Origin of the sequence: Iodobacter sp. CM08, from assembly GCF_033446605.1 — a bacterium.
In the GTDB taxonomy this organism is placed as follows: domain Bacteria; phylum Pseudomonadota; class Gammaproteobacteria; order Burkholderiales; family Chitinibacteraceae; genus Iodobacter.
The window spans coordinates 106388-124857 of record NZ_JAWQUO010000006.1 but is presented as its reverse complement, the minus strand read 5'-3'; the positions used below and the strand labels follow the sequence as shown (position 1 = coordinate 124857).

Annotated in this window: 15 protein-coding genes; 14 read left to right on the top strand and 1 reads right to left on the bottom strand. The window is 45.4% G+C overall.

Annotated features, from left to right (window positions below; genetic code table 11):
- Positions 1-126 precede the first annotated feature (126 nt).
- From R6242_RS04950 to R6242_RS04925, 6 genes are all read left to right on the top strand, one after another.
- Positions 127-756 (top strand): common pilus major fimbrillin subunit EcpA, encoded by a 630-nt coding sequence (locus R6242_RS04950; RefSeq protein ID WP_318424503.1) that lies wholly within the window; start codon positions 127-129, stop codon positions 754-756.
- A gap of 61 nt (positions 757-817) precedes the next feature.
- Complete coding sequence (locus R6242_RS04945) at positions 818-1495, top strand: hypothetical protein (RefSeq protein ID WP_318424500.1); 678 nt, start codon at positions 818-820, stop codon at positions 1493-1495.
- A 51-nt stretch (positions 1496-1546) separates the two neighbouring features.
- Complete coding sequence (locus tag R6242_RS04940; RefSeq protein ID WP_318424497.1) at positions 1547-4192, top strand: TcfC E-set like domain-containing protein; 2646 nt, start codon at positions 1547-1549, stop codon at positions 4190-4192.
- 50 nt (positions 4193-4242) lie between these two features.
- On the top strand, positions 4243-5808 hold the full coding sequence (locus tag R6242_RS04935; RefSeq protein ID WP_318424496.1) for a hypothetical protein: 1566 nt from the start codon (positions 4243-4245) through the stop codon (positions 5806-5808).
- Between the two features lie 330 nt (positions 5809-6138).
- Positions 6139-6714, top strand: a complete 576-nt coding sequence (locus R6242_RS04930) for a hypothetical protein (protein ID WP_318424494.1) — start codon at positions 6139-6141, stop codon at positions 6712-6714.
- Between the two features lie 192 nt (positions 6715-6906).
- Positions 6907-9246 carry an ATP-binding protein gene (locus R6242_RS04925; RefSeq protein ID WP_318424492.1) on the top strand — a complete coding sequence of 780 codons (2340 nt, stop codon included), beginning with the start codon at positions 6907-6909 and terminating at the stop codon, positions 9244-9246.
- A 34-nt stretch (positions 9247-9280) separates the two neighbouring features.
- On the opposite strand, the gene nadB is transcribed toward R6242_RS04925, so the two are convergent.
- A complete protein-coding gene (gene nadB, locus R6242_RS04920; protein ID WP_318424489.1) occupies positions 9281-10864 on the bottom strand; it encodes an L-aspartate oxidase in 1584 nt (527 codons plus the stop codon).
- Between the two features lie 312 nt (positions 10865-11176).
- Here nadB and rpoE point away from each other — a divergent pair, with 312 nt between their 5' ends.
- From rpoE to lepB, 8 genes are all read left to right on the top strand, one after another.
- Positions 11177-11785, top strand: coding sequence for an RNA polymerase sigma factor RpoE (rpoE, locus tag R6242_RS04915; RefSeq protein WP_293934728.1), 609 nt, complete (start codon positions 11177-11179; stop codon positions 11783-11785).
- 30 nt (positions 11786-11815) lie between these two features.
- Complete coding sequence (locus R6242_RS04910; RefSeq protein ID WP_293934708.1) at positions 11816-12301, top strand: sigma-E factor negative regulatory protein; 486 nt, start codon at positions 11816-11818, stop codon at positions 12299-12301.
- A complete protein-coding gene (locus R6242_RS04905; protein WP_293934706.1) occupies positions 12302-13276 on the top strand; it encodes a MucB/RseB C-terminal domain-containing protein in 975 nt (324 codons plus the stop codon).
- A gap of 6 nt (positions 13277-13282) precedes the next feature.
- A complete protein-coding gene (locus R6242_RS04900; RefSeq protein WP_318424485.1) occupies positions 13283-13756 on the top strand; it encodes a SoxR reducing system RseC family protein in 474 nt (157 codons plus the stop codon).
- Positions 13753-15162 carry a DegQ family serine endoprotease gene (locus R6242_RS04895; RefSeq protein WP_318424483.1) on the top strand — a complete coding sequence of 470 codons (1410 nt, stop codon included), beginning with the start codon at positions 13753-13755 and terminating at the stop codon, positions 15160-15162. Before R6242_RS04900 ends, R6242_RS04895 begins: the two co-directional genes overlap by 4 nt.
- Positions 15159-15404, top strand: a complete 246-nt coding sequence (locus tag R6242_RS04890; protein ID WP_293934698.1) for a glutaredoxin family protein — start codon at positions 15159-15161, stop codon at positions 15402-15404. The genes R6242_RS04895 and R6242_RS04890 overlap by 4 nt, the downstream gene beginning before the upstream one ends.
- 195 nt (positions 15405-15599) lie before the next feature.
- On the top strand, positions 15600-17393 hold the full coding sequence (gene lepA / locus R6242_RS04885; protein WP_293934695.1) for a translation elongation factor 4: 1794 nt from the start codon (positions 15600-15602) through the stop codon (positions 17391-17393).
- A gap of 110 nt (positions 17394-17503) precedes the next feature.
- Positions 17504-18463, top strand: coding sequence for a signal peptidase I (lepB, locus tag R6242_RS04880; protein ID WP_318424479.1), 960 nt, complete (start codon positions 17504-17506; stop codon positions 18461-18463).
- Positions 18464-18470: the final 7 nt, after the last annotated feature.

Sequence of the window (18470 nt, the reverse complement as noted above, 5' to 3'; positions counted from 1 at the left end):
AAAGTGCTAAAAGTCAGTGTTTAATTGCGCTGATTTAATTTTTGCTGGGTGGGGTTTTTATAACCCACCCGCAATTGCGGCTGTTCAATGTCTTATTAATTAAATAATTTTTTATTGAGAATAGATATGAAAACCACTAAAAAAAAATTAATAGTTATTTTTTTGTTTTTTGCCTCTAATGCTGTGTTTGCTGCAGACACAACGGCTACCGCAACGGTGAGATGGAATGCAGAAGCCATTAAAAAAGCAGATGTAGAGTTAAATGTATTTGCGAGCACTGATGCTTTGGCTTTTAAATGGAATCCATCCCAAAAAGCATTTAGCTCACCAAGCAGTTCGCTAACGATACAAGCAGCAGGTAAACCTGGTTCAAGCGGCTATAAGATTACTGCTGCAATGTCGGATAAGAAATTAAATCATATTTCTGGTGGCTCGGTAGGTTCTTTAGAAGTTTCAGGCTTTTTGGGGGGCATTCAATTAGCGGCTGTACCCGTAGAAATTTTAAAAGGTGATGATAAAAAAGTGACGGCTGCCGCTGCGGGGCTAGAAGGAATGAATTTAGCTGTTGCCGGCCCAAACTTAACACCAACTGGAATTACTTATTTCGAGGCAAGTAATGTGAATATAAAGTTTGATATTTTAAAAGGCATGAATGGCAATGTGGCAGTGGCCGCCGGTAAAGATCTAGAGAAGGTGCCAGACGGTAGTTACTCTGGTGTGGTTTCAATTAGCTTTGTTGCAACTTGGTCTAAATAATTAATTTCAATGCAAAACAAGGCAAAAAATTTTCTTGTTTTGTTATTTAACCGAGGAAATTATGAATATTGCGCGTGGGTTTATTGCTTGCTTACTTAGTGGTTTGTATGTAAATGCTTCTGCAATTAATGTTGGTGTTTTGACGACGGAAATTCAGGATGATCAATTTTTTGTAGCAAAAGAAATAAAAAATCAAGAGAGCGTTGCTAAGTTTGTAACCACCAAAGTGATTGAAGTGGATAACCCTAAAAGCATGGCTCCACTCAGTACGCCTGCTCAAGTATTGGTGTCTCCCGCAACATTATTAGTGGGGCCAAATAAAAGCGCCAATGTAAAAGTGTATTACCAAGGGGAGGCCGATGACAAAGAACGTTATTACCAGTTGTTTTTTATTGAACAAAATATGAGTAAGGCCTCTCATTTAACAGAAAGTACCAGTATTGATGCGCAGCAAAAAATTAGTATCGGAACAGTATTGGTGGTGCGCCCGCGTAAAATTAATTTTAAATACGAAGTGAATGGTAAAGGCCTTTTAAAAAATACGGGTAATACCTTTATTCAAGCACTTGCTATTGGAAAGTGCTCTGAAGAGGGTAAAAAAAATGCCATATTAGCTTCTTGTTCCCGTGATGATTTTTTATTGCCTGGCGAGAGCGTTGATTTCTCAAAAAAAATGGATGTTTTTGAAGGTTATGGCCTCTGGCGTGGAATGAAATACAAATATATAGCTGCAGAGTAATTCAGGTATTGATCCGCTTTGTTTTATTGCATCAATGTATGTAGGTTTCTAATGAAAAAGAGTCTTGTTGTTAGCAAAGTCATTAAATTAAAACAGGGCTCTTTCCTGGAAAAAAGTATCAAGCGCACCTTGCTTGGAATGGCCTGTGGCTATTTTAATATGGGTGTGGCTTATGCAATTAGCCCAAGCGCGGTAGTAACGAGTGGCGAGATGGTAAATGAAGCGACACTCTCCTCCGTTGATGAAGACGCAGCGGCCGCAGTACCCCTTGTTAAATCCTCTGATGCAGCCGTGCCACTCCATGCCAAAGTAGCAGCAGGCAGTGGCAGCGCAGATGTTCGTGTTGATCAAAAAAGTTTTCCACCTGAATTTTTTGCGCTTTTGCAGCAAGGGGTAGATATCCCTTTTCTGCTACGCACGCCAACTGGGGTAGAGGAAGCTGGGCGGGCAAAAATTCGCTATGCAGGCAGCTTTTTAACCCTTGATTCACTTTCTTTGAATAAATCAAAACTGAGCTTGGATTATCTGGCTTTATTTAAAGCGCAATATGGCAAGCCACTGCGTGCCAGCTCTTGCGAGCACAGCCCTATGGTTGCAGCTATGGCATCTACTGCAGAAAATAACCCCGCTGAGCAGGCCTTAGCAGCCCCAGCGGCTGATGATTTAGGCATGTGTTTTGATGTAATGACTTTCGAATTAATAGCTTCTTTGCCTAAAGAAGCTTTTGATACCGCTGCTCGCTCTAGAGTTTTGACCCTGCCAGAGAGCACAGAGCAGCATTTAAGCTCGGTGCTTAACTACAATATGTCGATGATGAAAACAGATGGGCGAGATGCAGATGCTTATTTGCATGCGCAATCAACCACCTCATTTGGCTCCAGCTATTTGTATCTGGATGCTGATGCCCGTACGCAGCAAAATGGCAGCATTTACGAAGCCCGTTTAACCCGTGATTTTGAAGGTTTTAACGTGTCTGCAGGCTATTTAAGCCTATGGGCGATGAATAATTTAGGCAGCCTTTCTTTTACCCGTGGCGGTAAGTTTGTGGGGGTAACGGCCGGTAATAACGGCCAATCAGAAAAATCAGATGCCAGCTTGTCCCAAAAGCCCATCTTTGTGTTTATGCCTGCCAGCGGGCAGGTATCCATCTACCGTGATGGCAAGCTGCTGAATGTGCAGCAGCTTGCCATTGGTAATCAAGAAATAGATACCCGCCCGTTGCCGGTGGGTAGCTATACCGTACGGCTAGATGTGGTGGTTAATGGCCAAGTTGTTTCCAGTAAGCAAGAGTCCGTTTATAAAATGAGCAGTGGTGGCAAAGATAAGCAGATTCAAATGTTTGCAGGCCGTTACCAAGACAGCGGCGATGGCAGACTCACCCATCTGGTCGGTGTAAGCGGGCGCATGTCTACACCATGGGTTGATCTGGCTTCCTCACTCTACTCATATGGCTCTTTAACTGTGATTGAGCCTAGCTTTCAAAAAAGTTTTAGCTATGGCTCGATTAATGGCCAGTTAGGGCTGGCATCTGATCGCAGCTATTCCAGCAATATTTCTGCCAACCTAAATCTAGGCCCCGCTAGTTTTTGGACGATGCTAGAGCGATCAGGCTCTGGCCATGCTGTGGATAGCTATCGCACTGATCGACGCTATATCAGCGTGGGGGCAACGCTAGATTTACAAGGCCCGTTGACGCTGGAAAAAACCTCCAGCCTTACCAGTAATTTTAGTTACGATCAAATCAGCGGTAGCCATGATTCCCGCTTGGATTGGAGCCAAGGTCTCTATAGCAATAGATGGGTGGATTTGCGGCTTAATTTAGGTAAATCTTGGCAAAGCCGTGAGGATGGCAGTAGCAAGCAATCTTTGTATGCCACGGTCAATATGAACTTTAGTTTTGGCTCGGGCGGAGTAGATTACTCGCGCAGTATCGATTCAGAAAACATGGGCATACACGGAGCTTGGACGCCAACCACGGTCAATGGCCTAGATTATCTGGGGGCCGCGGTCTCGCGCAGCCGCAGCTTAGCCAGCAATGAAAGCAGCACCAATTTAGACCTGCGCGCCAATGGTGCCAACCGCATCTTTGCCTGGGATGCCACGGTAGGTAAAAACAGCAGTGCTGATAGTTTAAGTATGAGCGGTAATGTGAGCGGAAGTCTGGCAGGTAATGGCGATGGTATGGGCTGGGCCAGCCAGCGCTCAGACGCAGGGGTGATTGTAAAAATTGATGACGATGCCCGTGGTCAACTCGATTTATACCTGCATGGCCGCAGTAGCCCACTAGAAAGCACATCCTCATTTGTGGCGCTACCTGCTTTTGGCGCTGCGCCGATATCGGTACAAAGCAGTGCTAAATCACCAGAAAATTATGATATCCAAAATGGTGAAAAAGCGTTGGTGCTCTACCCTGGGAATGTGGCCACCCTTAAGCCAAGATTACGCCGCCAAGTCACCGTATTTGGCGTGCTCACCGAAAACGGCATCCCTAAAGTGGGCGTACGCCTGCATAACCATATTGGTAGCACTATCACCGCTGCAGATGGTGCCTTTGCTGTTGATGTGGATACCGATCACCCAAATGTAAGCTATAAAGTGGCCGCCAATAATACTTGTCAGATTGATTTTGATTTAAGTGCGGCCAAAGGAGCGATGTGGGTGAATGAGGTGAGTTGTGCTAAGCCGACTATTCGCTAATGGATTGTGGCTTCGCCGTAATTAAATATTATTTAAAATTGAGATTTTATATGATGAAAGTAGCCAAGTTATTTTGTCTTTTATTAATGATGGTTTGTTGCCCAGTGTTTGCTGCAATAGATTTAGCTAATCCCGGTTTAGTGCAGGGGGTAAGGCTTGTTGGTGATTTAAATACAACGGTAAGCGTGGGTGTTGTTGAGTTTGGAAAAGACAATCTTATTATCACAAACGGTGATTTTAAGTCTGGAGGTGTGTTTGGTAGCTGGAATGCTACACAACAAAAAGGAGCAATCGTTGTTTCCTACCCTTTTGCAGGTTCAAGCACATGGAATTATGCGATGAGCGTAGGTTTTTATTATGAAAGTTCAGGCGCTGTCATTTCCTTAATACCTGCTGGAAGCACTAAATATAATGTGGTTTCTAATTATCCATTTGCTTGGACTGTCCCTAATAGCTATCCTTCTTCTCTTCTGTATAACAGAGTGGTTTTTCACGCTGCTAACTACCCAAACTATAAAAATAGCCAGGATGCATCAAATAATCCACGTGGCTTGCAAATACAAATAAATAAAGATGAATTTTTAAAAAACCTAAAGGGCAATAATATATCAAGGATTACATCTGTTGATCTTTATAACACCAAGGCGGTAGTTAGTATTAGTAATTTGGAACAAAACGCTAGAGACCAAGGGCAAAATAGGTCTTCTTTACGTTTGTCTTTTATGGGTACATTCTATTTTAGAAACATAGAAAATGAAACGATAAGCATTAGCTCTCAAAAAAAGATATTGAGTTTTCCTGCTATTTGTGAGGGGTCTATATCCCCGGCCGGTGTGTTGTGCCCAATAAATATCGACAATGGAGTGCTATGGAAAGATATGACTATAGAATCAAAAACGCCTGGTGTTGATTTTATTAAGGAGCTAGGAGCAGGGCATGTTGCTAAGCTTGTGGGTAATGAAATATCCAATAAAGCTAAGATTTTTATCTCTTCTGATTATCTTGCTAAGGCCTTGGGGCCCACCGATGCAAGTAAAGTATTAGACGCGGCTGAAATTTCTATGTATGCAACAAAAACACCTGAATTTAAATCTAATGGGTTTTATTTTAATAGCCTTACCCTTAAGCGAGTGGACTATGCGATTGCTATTACGGAGCGTAATCTAGGCTCTGCAATAAACGGTTTCTATCAGGGCGTTGTTGGTAAAGATTCTGAAATAAAAATTCCTTATGAAATTAAACAATCTGGCCCATCTAAAGCCACCAAAATAACATTAAAAGTATCTGGCCCTCATGTTGATATAGCTGGACGTTCTTATTGCAAGTTTTCTACTGCTGCAAAGCAAGATATTGCTATTTCGCTGGCGCTAGCCTTTAGCGAAAAGGGGGGCGCTAAGCCCCAGAAAATAGCATCTGATTGTCGTGGCACAGCAATTAATATTCTAAATATGCCTTGGTCTGAGGTATTGGGCGGTAGTCAGTATGAATCATCCTTATGGCTAGATTTATTGTTTGATTTATCTTCAAGTCATGTTTCATACGATGTAAATGGCAACTTTTGGAATGGCTCTGCTAAGGCTACAGGCGATGTAACGGTGGAAGCCACTTGGAAATAGACTATTAAGTACTCATTAAAGTTATTTGTTTTGTTTTTTCTGATTATGCCTCTTGCTCAATCGGCTCTGTGTAGATGGATTTATTGAGTGTTTTCCTTGGTTTTAGAGTTTGTAGGGCGGGTAAAAGCCGCGAGCAATGCTGAATAAAAACGCGAGTTTCATTCGCCCTACAATATTTATAATAAGATTGAGCAAGCGGCATAGTTAGATTGTTTTTTATATTGGAAATATTTATTCTGAGGTGATAAATAGGTGCGCATAATAAAATACTTCGTATGCTTATTGTTGCTAGTGCCATGTGCACCTGCGTGGAGTTTGTCGGTAGGGGAGATGACCTACTTTATGGGGACGAAAAGTACTTTTTTGGCAAAAAGCGTTAGCAATGACTCTAGTCAAGCGCGGTTTTATCAGGTGACGGTAGAAGAAACCGATCCGCCTTATGCTGGGGCACGGTTAAAAAAAGTGGAGAAGGGGGCGCTGATGTATGGCCCTAAGCAGCTGCTACTGCGCCCAAATGAAAGCAAATGGTTAAAGCTTTATTACCAAGGCCCCGCTGATAATCAGCCACGCTTTTACCGTGTGACGTTTCATGAGCGTCCAGGTTATGTAAAAGCTTATCAAGGGGCTGGGTTTTCTGGCTCGGCTAGCCTTAGTACCATTTTAGTGGTGCAGCCTCGGCAAGCGCAGCAGGCGTATGTGATTGAAAATAATGTATTAAAAAATACTGGCAATACCGCTTACTTGGCTTATGTGGAAGGGGTTTGCACGGATACAAGCAAGACAGAGCCCTGTATTGCAGAGCGTTATTTGGCGCCTGGCGGTGAAATGCGGGTGGGTAGTGTGTCGTTATCTGGCGCTAAGTTGTTTTTAAGTAATGAGCTGACTGTTGAACAAATGCTGCAATAATTGCTGGAAATCAGCAGCGTAGATCAGTATATCTAGCGCGCTTTAAGTGTGTGATTGTGCTACGTTGATCTGCTAGATGTGCGGCAGGGTTTAGCTTAAATATTTAATAAGCTTAAGAGGTGCGGCAATCTCCCTTATGGGGATGTTGTCTTTTGAGTGAAAATTATGCATAGATTGACTGCATTAATCCTAATGCTAAGTTTAAATTTATACTGCCGCCAAGCAATTGGAGGGATCTATTCAGCTGAAGAATACCAATGGATGAAGCAACACCCTACTGTTTATTATACCGCAGCAGCATCTATGTATCCAATGGACTATATTGAGGGCGGGGTACATAAAGGATATGCAAAAGAATATATTGAAGAATTAGAAAAAATGACGGGTTTGTCTTTTGTATTTATACCCACTAATACGATTGCAGAGGCCAGAAAAAGAGTGAGTAGTGGTGACTTAGATATGCATGCTGCTACCATTACTCAAAATACATTAAATAAAAAAGATATGTTATTTACTCAGCCATATTATACAGGATTTACATACATTATAACTAAGGCAATGGAAACGGCTACTTTGGATGTTAAAGGGCTTGTTGGAAAAAAAGTTGCGGTAATTAAAGATAGTGTTTATATAAACATGCAAAAGGAGTTGTTGTCAGGAGTCAATTTAGTAGCATTTAACTCAATTGATGATGGATTGGCTGCTGTTGCGCGTGGCGAAGTGTATGCCATGATAGGAATAAATTCAATCATCTTGCCTGTTTTACAGCGAAAGTATGCGGGGGTGTTGAGTATAGGCGGCTCAATTGCATCATTTCCTGTTAGCTATGCCTTTGGTGTTAAAAAATCACAAAAAATACTATGCTCTATTATTAATAAATCACTCAATAATATGACCGCATATGCTACAAATAAAATGTATCTTCGATGGATGGATGAAACAAATTATGGTGCGCCATCTTTGTTTTCTGTGTTGTATTACTACCGATATAGTGTGTTGATTTTTTTGTTGGTGTTTATAGTGATAATCCAGTTTGCACATACGGCCAGAGTAGCAAGAAAGAAAGCCGAATATAGTGAACAGATTAAGACAACTTTTTTGGCGGTAATAAGCCATGAAATTCGTAACCCTATGAATGCAATTTTATCTTCGGTAGAGCTATTGCTTCGCACGCCGCTTACTCCCAAGCAAAAAGAATTAATGAGTATCGCTAATGCATCAGGCTCTGCTTTGCTTGAGCTACTGGATAATGTACTGGATATTTCAAGAATAGGCTCAAATAGAGTAGAGCTAGAATTGCGCCCTATCGCTTTAACTTCGCTATTTACATCTATTGCAGATATCCATCGTATTTCTGCCGAAAAAAAACATTTAAAATTTATACTTTGTCTGCTTGAATTGGATAATAAATTTGCAATGCTCGATTCATACCGCTTGCAGCAAATACTTTCTAATTTGCTTTCTAATGCAATTAAATTTACCAGCGAAGGAGAAATTGTTTTCGCTGCAGAATTAAATAAACTAGAAGATGGAAACATAATTTTATGCATTAAAATAATAGACACTGGAATTGGTATTTCTCAAGAGCGGCAGTTAAATTTATTTACCCCTTTTGTGCAAGCAGATAACTCTACCACACGTAACTTTGGCGGATCAGGCTTAGGTCTGGCAATTTGTAAGCGGCTAATTAAGCTAATGGGTGGGGATATTCAGCTAAAAAGCCAGCAGGGCAGAGGTACAGAAGTATTACTTTCATTGCCTATTGAATTAGTTACTCATTCTATTTTATCTGTAGATGGTGAGAATGCAGATATTTTTGTTGCTCCTAAATTGGGGCTGGCTACGGTGTTAGTGGTTGATGACCACCCATTGAACCAAGTAAGCATAGGCAATCAGCTTAAAGAGCTGGGTTATCCTGTTTCGATTGCGCAAAGTGGGCCAATTGCCCTTGCCCTTCTTAATGGCGATGAAAGAGAAAAAATTGGCATGATTCTACTTGATTGTTTTATGCCAAAAATGGATGGCTATGAGGTGGCAAGGCGTATTCGAGCCCATGAAGAGCTGCATTGTTTAGCTCCCCTGCCTATTATTGCTATCTCAGCCGCGATTGATGATCAGCACCGTGAACAATGTATAAAAGCGGGAATGAATGGAGTTTTATCTAAGCCATTGCGTATTATTGAGCTGGAGAAATTATTGCGCCTTTGGCTGGGGGATAAAGTTTTACCTTTGAATGAATCTGTTTCTTCCATCCCTCAAGATTTATCAAAATTATTTATTGATGCCGCATTGCTTGATTGGGATGGTTTAACGATTGCTCTGCAGTATTCAGATTATATACAAGCAAGGGAGCATGCTCATCGAATCTATGGATCGGCGCTGGTGGTAGGAGCGGATGCAATTGCTGATGTGGCTGTGAACCTAGAGCGGTGCTTTGTGAACGCTAATAAGCCAGTAGCAGATTTACAATATTTAGTCGCAAAACTACGCAGTGAGCTTGACGCCTTTAAAGCACAAAACCCCGCAAAGTAATCACGGGGTTTTATTTTTGCAGAGCAGAAGTCTTTTAATCTGGGCTCAGAATGGTGCTCTTTGCCTCGTTTAGCATGCCTGGATAATCGCGGCTGTAATGCAGGCCGCGGCTTTCTTTTCTATCCATGGCGCAGCGCACGATCAGCTCGGCCGATTGCACTAGATTGCGCAGCTCGATTAAATCGTTAGAAACGCGGAAGTTGCTGTAGTAATCGTCTATCTCATGCTGCAGTAGCTCAATGCGATGCAGGGCGCGCTCTAGGCGCTTGTTGGTGCGCACAATGCCCACGTAATCCCACATAAAGCGGCGTAATTCATCCCAGTTGTGCGAGATCACTACTTCTTCGTCGGGATCGGTGACTTGGCTTTCATCCCACTCGGGGATATCTGGGCGCTCAGTGGCGGCGGCTTTTAAGATGTCGGTGGCGGCAGCTTTGCCAAGAACCATGCATTCCAGTAAGGAGTTGGAGGCAAGGCGGTTGGCCCCGTGTAGACCGGTGCAGGCGACTTCGCCCACGGCATAGAGGCTGGCAACATCGGTGCGGCCAGCCATGTCGCTCACTACGCCGCCGCAGGTGTAATGTGCGGCAGGCACAACGGGGATGGGCTCTTTGGTGATGTCGATGCCCAGTTCTAAGCAGCGTAGATAGATATTTGGGAAGTGCTCTTTAATAAACGCGGCGGGTTTATAGGAGATATCCAGATAAACGCAGTCAAAACCGCCTTTTTTCATTTCAAAGTCGATAGCGCGGGCCACAATATCTCGCGGAGCCAGCTCGGCACGTTCGTCGTGCAGGGGCATAAAGCGGGTGCCGTCAGGTAGTCTTAATATGCCGCCTTCACCACGTACGGCTTCAGTGATCAAAAATGATTTGGCGTGCGGGTGATAAAGGCAGGTGGGGTGAAATTGGATGAATTCCATGTTGGCAACGCGGCAGCCTGCACGCCAGCCCATAGCAATGCCGTCACCCGTTGCTACATCGGGATTGGTGGTATAGAGGTAAACTTTGCCCGCCCCGCCACTAGCCAGCACGGTAGAACGGGCGACGATGGTTTCAACGTGGTCCGTTTCTTTATTGTAAATGTAAGCGCCATAGCAGTGCTTACCTTCACGGCCTAGCTTTTGGTCGGTAATTAAATCAACGGCAATATGTGATTCAAGCACGGTGATATTGGGGTGGGAGGCTACTTTATGCGCCAGTGTGTCGATCACGGCAGCACCAGTAGCATCTGCAGCATGAATAATACGCCGGTGGCTGTGGCCGCCTTCGCGGGTGAGGTGGTAGCCTTGATAAGCGCTATCGCCTTCGGTGTCTTTGGTGAAGGGCACGCCCATTTGAATGAGCCAATCTATCGCTTCTTTGGAGTGTTCCACAATAAAGCGTGTGCTGTCGTGATCGCACAGGCCTGCGCCTGCAACGTGGGTGTCACGGATATGCAGCTCTACGCTGTCGGTGCCATCAAGTACTGCCGCAATGCCGCCTTGTGCCCAGCCACTGCCACCATCGCGCAATTCGCGTTTGGTGACCAGACCCACTTTGATGTGGTCAGCTAAGTGCAGTGCCATGGTCATCCCGCCAAGACCGCTGCCAATAATTAACGCATCAAATTCCCGCATTGCTGATGTTCCATTCCCAGAAAAATGAAATATTAACAGAGGCCAGACTTACGTAGCCGTGTATAAAGCCAAATCTGTTCGTATAAGTGCAGATTGACTTGATAAAGATCATGGTTAGCCCCATGTCACAGGTAGCCTGTCAGAATTAAGGCGGATTTGTTGTGGGAAACTGATTTTCTTATGCGCTACGCATTTTATCTTGCGTGCCAACACATCACTTCAAGGTTTGTGGGCGTCTTTAAGCAAGACACCATGCCTTGTGGGTGCTTAATTTTGACAGACGGCTAGAAATTTATTTTGGAGGTATCCTTGATTCAGCGTACCGATCGTGACATCGATCAGGAGCTTGTAGTACGGGCGCAGGCAGGTGATAAGCGTGCTTTTGAGCTGTTGGTGGTGAAGTACCAGCGTCGTGTGGCGCGGCTATTGTCGCGTCTGATTCGTGATCAAAACGAAATTGAAGACGTATCACAAGAGTCTTTTATCAAGGCCTATCGTGCCTTGCCTTCCTTTCGTGGGGAAAGTGCTTTTTATACTTGGCTTTATCGTATTGCTATCAATACCGCAAAAAATCATTTGTCGACTTTAGGCCGTCGTCCGCAGCTATTGGCGGATTACGAGGACGAAGAGGGTGAGTCGCTGGATGCTGCGGCACAAATACCGGATTACCATACGCCTGAAACTGAACTCTCTAACCGGCAGATTGTCTCTACAGTAAATGCAGTGGTGGATGAGTTGCCATCTGAGCTACGTACAGCGATTACCTTGCGTGAAATGGATGGTTTAAGTTATGAAGACATCGCTGCGGTGATGAATTGCCCCATCGGCACGGTGCGCTCACGTATTTTTCGCGCCCGAGAGGCAATAGCAAGCAAGCTGAGGCCCTTATTGGATATCGTTGGTCGAGATAAGCGCTGGTAAGCTTTGCATAAGATATGAGAGGGAAATACGATGAAAGAGAAACTTTCCGCCTTGATGGATGGCGAGCTGGATGTCTCAGAGATGGATGGCTTACTAGCTGAAATGAAACGCAAGCCTGAGTTAACGAATGCTTGGTACGATTGGCATCTGGCCAGCGATAGCTTACAAGAACATCCGCTCTTGTCGCCGCAGTTTATGCAGCGTTTTTCTGCGCGATTGGCCGCCGAGCCAACGGTGGTTGCGCCACAGCGCTTAAAGCGTAGTTCGGGGATGAAAAAACTACTAGTGCCTTTAACTGCAGCGGCATCGATCGCCTTTGTCGGTGTAGCAGTTTGGCAATCTAATACGGTTTTAAACACTGCTCCTGCAATGGTTGCGGTACAGAGTAATCATAAAATGGTGGCAAAAGCGCCAGCCGTGCGTGCTTATTTGGCTGCGCATAGCCAAGAATCTGGCAATGTTTTGGCGGAGCGAGATATCGTTTACGCTGATTTTGGCACGGAGATTGTGCGCTAAATGAGCGACTTGCTGGATAGATTAAAACCCCTTGTACTATGTGTAAGTTTGTTTCTGCCGGTGAGTGCTTGGGCTGCGTCTGAGCTAAATAACGCAGACGCGGCTGTTTTGCTGAATCGGATGGTGGCTGCGGCCAAGCAAGCTGATTTTCAAGGTACGTTCACGCATCAGCATGGTGATGCGACAGAAACTTTCCGAATTGTGCATGTAGGCAGTGAGCCGCTTGAGATTGAGCGTCGTGAATCCTTAGATGGTCCACGCCGTGAATACGTGAGAAAAGGCGATCAAATCAGCATTTACTTGCCTTCTAAAAGGCCAGTTTCTTTAGATCGCCGCTTTAGCTCAAAACTTTTCCCCCAGCATTTACCAGAAACAGCCGAAGCGGTGCTGCTTAATTACAAGTTAAAGAAATTAGGCATGGAGCGGGTTGCTGGCCTAAATGCACAGGTGCTTGAGCTGGAGCCGCGGGATGTGTTTCGATTCCCTATGCGTTTATGGATGCACACTGAAAGTGGCTTAATTCTTAAATCTGAGCGTCTTGGGCCTTATTCGCAGCCGGTTGAGTTATTTGTGTTTTCAAACCTTGTGCTCGGCAAGATTGATCGCGCTTTGCTTAGCCCCGTTAATCCATTGCGTGCGGTGGTGATGGAATCCAATCAAGGCGTAGCCAGCAGCCCCGTTGAGCCTTCATGGAAGATTGAGCATTTGCCACGTGGTTTTCGCTTTCTTAAAAGTATTCAGCGCTCTTTGATTGGCAAAGAAATGCCGGTTGTGCAGCATTTGTATAGCGATGGCTTGGTGACGGTGTCGGTGTTTTTAGAGCCTGCCATCGCTGAAGTCAAAGAAGGCGCTTCTCATCAAAGTGCTATGCATATGTTTGTGCGGCAAATTGATGGAAAAATGGTCACAGTATTGGGTGAAGTACCTGCCGATACGGTAAAGGCCTTTGCGCTTGCTTTTAATCCACAAAAGTAAATAAGCATGATTGAAACTGAAGCACAGGTGATTCGCGTCGATGGGCGGCATGCTTGGGTTAAAATCAAGCCACATACGCCTTGCGGGCAATGCGATCCTAAAACCGGTTGCAAATCGGTGGCGGTGAGCCGCTTGTTTGCACAGGCTCAAGAAGGCTTTCGAGTGCAAAGCCCGTTGTCATCTAAGGCGGGTGATTTGGTGACTGTGGCTGTGGCAGAGCAACAGCTGCTTAAAACCGCCGTGTGGGCTTATGGTGTGCCTCTGCTGTTGCTGATTGCAGGAGCTGCCCTAGGGCAATGGCTTATGCCTCAATCGCCTGTATATTCTGTGCTTGGCGCGTGTATCGGATTTGTAGTGGGTTTTGTGTTGCTTAAGCAGCAGCACCAACTGGCGGCGTCTGCCGAACCAGTCATTGTGGCGAGTAGGCATTCAAGCCCCTCGCCGTTTCTTAGCCCTTGTCAGATGAAACGTAAATCATGATGAAAAAACTAATTGCCAGTTTAAGTTTGGGTTTTGTAGCGAGCGCCGCTTTTGCGGCAGCTAGCCTGCCTGATTTCACCCAGCTGGTCGAGAAAGAAGGCCGTGCAGTGGTGAATATTTCAACCACGTCCACGATCAAAGAGCAGCCGCAGCAAGTGGGTGATGAAGACGGCATGGATATTTTTCGCCGTTTTGGTTTTCCTGTGCCGCGCATGATTCCGCGTAATGGGCAACAGCAGCAGCCCAGAGAACGCCAAGCGCAATCCCTCGGTTCTGGTTTTATCATGGCCGCAGATGGTTATATTCTTACCAATGCCCATGTGATTGCGCAGGCTGATGAAATCACCGTTAAGTTAACAGATAAGCGCACATTTAAAGCCAAAGTGATTGGGGCGGATGCCCGTACTGATGTGGCTTTACTTAAAATTGATGCCACAGGCTTGCCCAAAGTCACGCTTGGCGATGCAAATAAGCTCAAAGTGGGTGAGTGGGTGGTGGCGATTGGCTCGCCATTTGGCTTTGAAAATACGGTGACAGCAGGGATTGTTTCAGCCAAAGGCCGCAGCCTGCCAGATGAAACCTTTGTGCCGTTTATTCAGACTGATGTGGCGATTAACCCAGGTAATTCAGGCGGGCCGCTATTTAATATGGCCGGTGAAGTGGTTGGGATTAATTCGCAAATTTACAGCCGTTCGGGTGGCTTTATGGGGCTATCGTTCTCGATTCCGGTTGATGTGGTGATGAAGGTGGCGGATGAATTAAAAGCCACCGGCAAAGTGACGCGTGGTCGAATCGGTGTGGCTATTCAAGAGCTAAACGATGATTTAGCTAAAAGCTTTGGTTTAAGCAAAGTAAGCGGTGCACTGCTGGCTAGCGTAGAAAAAGACGGCCCCGCCGATAAAGCAGGCTTAAAGCCTGGCGATGTGATCTTGAAATTTAACGGTCAGGCTGTCACGACATCGAGCGATTTGCCTAAGTATGTTGCCGCTGTTCGCCCAGGCACCAAAGTGCCAGTACAGGTTTGGCGTGATAAAGCACTGCGTGATGTTGCTGTGACAATTGGTGTGCTTGAGCAATCCGATCGCATCAATGCAGAGCGTGAATACCGCGGCAATCAAAATGATGAAGGCGGGCGCTTTGGTTTGTCTTTGCAGGCAGTTGAGGCGGCACAGCTTAAGGCTATGGGCCTAAAATTTGCTGTTCAAGTACAAGCGGTGCGTGGCCCTTCAGCAAAGGCAGGCTTGCAGGCCGGCGATTTAATCGTGGCGGTGGCCAATCAAGAACTCACCAGCCTTGGCCAGCTAAAGCAGCTACTGACCGCGCTTAAGCCAAATGAAGCCAGTGCACTGCGGGTGATTCGTGGCGATGCTTCGATGTTTATGACTATTCGTGCGCCAGCGAAATGATTGCTCTTAAATTATATGGCCGCGAATATTGCGGGCTGTGCTTGGTGATGCGCGATGCTTTGCAGCAGCAGGCCGTGGCTAAGGGCTTTGTTTTAGAATGGATTGATATCGATGATGTCGATCATTTAGAAGAGAAGTATGGCGAATGGGTGCCGGTTTTGGCCGCTGCGGACGGGGTGGAAATATGTCATTACCACCTTGATCAAGCAGCACTTGATGCCTATCTTGCTAATTTCCGTTAAAATCACTGCAAATTAATATCTGGGGTGCGAAAGCGAGCTATCGGATTTTCAAAAATCGACGGCAGATCAAGCTTACAGCATCACAGCACGCTGATTTTAGCGCGCTGCGTTGTCGCTGATAGCTTGAATCCTGAGGATTTTTAAATTCGGTACAGCTCTTTCGTACCCCTTTTTACGTGAGTTTCTGGCAGACCAATGGATCATATTCGTAATTTCTCTATCATCGCTCACATCGATCACGGCAAAAGCACGCTGGCTGATCGTTTTATCCAATTCTGTGGTGGCCTAGAGCTGCGTGAGATGAGCGCGCAAGTGCTTGATTCGATGGATATCGAAAAAGAGCGCGGCATCACGATCAAGGCGCAGACGGCTGCGCTATCTTATAAAGCCCGTAATGGTGAAATTTATAACCTTAATTTGATCGACACCCCAGGACACGTTGACTTCTCTTACGAAGTAAGCCGCTCTTTGGCTGCTTGTGAGGGCGCGCTGTTGGTGGTGGATGCCTCGCAAGGTGTTGAAGCTCAAACTGTCGCCAACTGCTACACCGCGCTGGAGCAAGGCGTGGAAGTGGTGGCTGTACTGAATAAAATTGACTTGCCAGCGGCGGATCCTGAGCGTGTGATTCAAGAAATTGAAGACATTATCGGCATCGAAGCCACAGATGCAGTTCATGCCTCCGCCAAAAGCGGTATTGGTATCGAAGATATTCTTGAGGCGCTGATCGTTAAAGTGCCCGCCCCTAAAGGCAATCCTGATGGTGCATTTAAGGCGCTGATTGTGGACTCGTGGTTTGATAACTACGTTGGCGTGGTGATGTTGGTGCGGGTGGTGGATGGGCAGATTAGCCCGAAAGAAAAAATCATGTTTATGTCGAATAAATCGCAGCATCTTTGCGAACAAGTCGGCGTATTCACCCCAAAAACAGTACAAAGAACCGTATTGAAAGCCGGTGAAGTAGGCTTTGTGATTGCGGGGATTAAAGAAATTGCCAATGCTAAGGTTGGCGACACCATCACCACGGCTAAAGACCCTGCTACTGAGCCTTTGCCTGGTTTTAAAGAAGTGAAATCTCAGGTATTCGCGGGGCTTTACCCGATCGAAGGCCATGATTACGAAAAACTGCGTGATGCCTTAGAAAAACTCAAGCTAAATGATGCCTCGCTACATTACGAGCCGGAAGTTTCGCAGGCGCTGGGCTTTGGTTTTCGTTGCGGTTTCTTGGGCTTGTTGCACTTAGAAATCGTGCAAGAGCGTTTAGAGCGCGAATTCGATATGGACTTGATCACCACCGCGCCAACGGTGGTGTATGAGCTGCTGCTTAAGTCAGGCGAAGTGGTGCATATCGAAAATCCATCTAAGCTGCCAGATCCTTCTAAATACGAAGAAATCCGTGAGCCGATTATTACCGCCACTATCTTGGTGCCACAAGATTACGTGGGCGCGGTGATGACGCTGTGTAATCAAAAGCGCGGTAATCAGCGCAATATGCAGTATATGGGCCGTCAGGTGATGCTGAGCTACGATCTGCCAATGGCTGAAGTGGTGATGGATTTCTTTGATCGTCTTAAATCAGTGAGTCGTGGTTACGCGTCCTTGGATTACGATTTTAAAGAATTCCAAGTGGCTGACTTGATTAAGCTAGATGTACTGGTGAATGGCGAACGCGTCGATGCCTTAAGCCTGATTATTCACCGCAGCAGTAGCCAGTATCGTGGCCGTGAGCTGGTGGCCAAAATGCGCGAGCTGATTCCGCGCCAGATGTATGACGTGGCGGTGCAAGCGGCGATTGGTAGCCAGATTGTGGCGCGTGAAACGGTAAAAGCCACTCGTAAAGATGTATTGGCAAAATGTTATGGTGGTGACGTTTCACGTAAGCGTAAACTGCTGGACAAGCAAAAAGCGGGTAAGAAGCGCATGAAGCAAGTGGGTAATGTTGAAATCCCACAAGAAGCTTTCCTTGCAATCTTGCAAGTGAGCGATAAGTAAATTATTAGACAAATAATTTTTCTAGCATTGTTGTATCTACTTGGCGTATTCAAAGTACTGTCTGTGTTGGTGTGCTTTGCTAGAAAACTCCCCTATAAAAAGGAAAACGGATGAACTGGTTGTTGCTCGGAATTGTTTTCGTCATTTTAGGGCCCGTGTTGGTAGCAATCGGTGCCAAGCATGAGCGTAAAGGCAGTGAGCCACCTTCTTTAGTGCAGTACGGCTATCTTGCGGTGGTGATGGGCTTATTTATTGTCTTAGTACAATACTGCTCTATCTCTGCTGCCATGCTTATTTTTGTATTGGTGACGGGGGTAATTTGGGGCTTAGATCGGTTTATTTGGGCAAAGAAGCGTGGTGAAACACCGATTGCCGATTGGGTTGAATATGGCCGTGGTTTCTTTCCTGTATTGCTAGCGGTATTTGTATTGCGCTCATTTGTTGTAGAGCCTTTTCAGATTCCATCTAGCTCAATGCGTCCTGGCTTAGTGGTGGGTGATTTTATTCTAGTGAATAAATTTGCTTATGGTTTGCGCACCCCTGTGCTTAATAATGTGATGGTACCTGTAGGTAAGCCAGAGCATGGTGATGTGATGGTGTTTAATTACCCTGAAAACCCATCGCTTAATTATATTAAGCGGGTGATTGGTTTGCCTGGGGATACCGTTGAGTATCGCAATAAAAAGCTAACGATTAATGGTAAACCTGTGCCAACCACTGATATGCCAGACCATCAGTATGTAGAGCAGGGGACTTATTTAATTAATAATAAGCAATACAATGAAAAGCTAGGTCTGCATGATTACTCTACTTTAGCCATGGCGGATGTGCCATCGGTAAATATGGGTGAAGTGCGTGATTTTCCTTTTCGCGAAGATTGCCGCTATGATGAAGAAGGCTTTAGCTGCAAAGTGCCAGAAGGTCATTTCTTTATGATGGGCGATAACCGTGATCATAGTGCCGATGGCCGTTATTGGGGCTTTGTTCCTGATAAATACGTAGTCGGTAAAGCGTTTCTTATTTGGCTTAATTTTAAGGATATGGGGCGCGTTGGCACCTCTATTCGTTAAGGAAATC

What these genes read in the sequence shown, in the direction of transcription:
- R6242_RS04945 (WP_318424500.1), top strand. Translation starts at nt 818, where the DNA reads ATGAATATTGCGCGTGGGTTTATTGCTTGCTTACTTAGTGGTTTGTAT.
- R6242_RS04890 (WP_293934698.1), top strand. Translation starts at nt 15,159, where the DNA reads ATGATTGCTCTTAAATTATATGGCCGCGAATATTGCGGGCTGTGCTTG.
- R6242_RS04940 (WP_318424497.1), top strand. Translation starts at nt 1,547, where the DNA reads ATGAAAAAGAGTCTTGTTGTTAGCAAAGTCATTAAATTAAAACAGGGC.
- R6242_RS04900 (WP_318424485.1), top strand. Translation starts at nt 13,283, where the DNA reads ATGATTGAAACTGAAGCACAGGTGATTCGCGTCGATGGGCGGCATGCT.
- R6242_RS04910 (WP_293934708.1), top strand. Translation starts at nt 11,816, where the DNA reads ATGAAAGAGAAACTTTCCGCCTTGATGGATGGCGAGCTGGATGTCTCA.
- R6242_RS04950 (WP_318424503.1), top strand. Translation starts at nt 127, where the DNA reads ATGAAAACCACTAAAAAAAAATTAATAGTTATTTTTTTGTTTTTTGCC.
- R6242_RS04930 (WP_318424494.1), top strand. Translation starts at nt 6,139, where the DNA reads ATGACCTACTTTATGGGGACGAAAAGTACTTTTTTGGCAAAAAGCGTT.
- lepB (WP_318424479.1), top strand. Translation starts at nt 17,504, where the DNA reads ATGAACTGGTTGTTGCTCGGAATTGTTTTCGTCATTTTAGGGCCCGTG.
- nadB (WP_318424489.1), bottom strand. Translation starts at nt 10,864, where the DNA reads ATGCGGGAATTTGATGCGTTAATTATTGGCAGCGGTCTTGGCGGGATG.
- R6242_RS04925 (WP_318424492.1), top strand. Translation starts at nt 6,907, where the DNA reads ATGCTAAGTTTAAATTTATACTGCCGCCAAGCAATTGGAGGGATCTAT.
- R6242_RS04905 (WP_293934706.1), top strand. Translation starts at nt 12,302, where the DNA reads ATGAGCGACTTGCTGGATAGATTAAAACCCCTTGTACTATGTGTAAGT.
- R6242_RS04935 (WP_318424496.1), top strand. Translation starts at nt 4,243, where the DNA reads ATGATGAAAGTAGCCAAGTTATTTTGTCTTTTATTAATGATGGTTTGT.
- R6242_RS04895 (WP_318424483.1), top strand. Translation starts at nt 13,753, where the DNA reads ATGATGAAAAAACTAATTGCCAGTTTAAGTTTGGGTTTTGTAGCGAGC.
- lepA (WP_293934695.1), top strand. Translation starts at nt 15,600, where the DNA reads ATGGATCATATTCGTAATTTCTCTATCATCGCTCACATCGATCACGGC.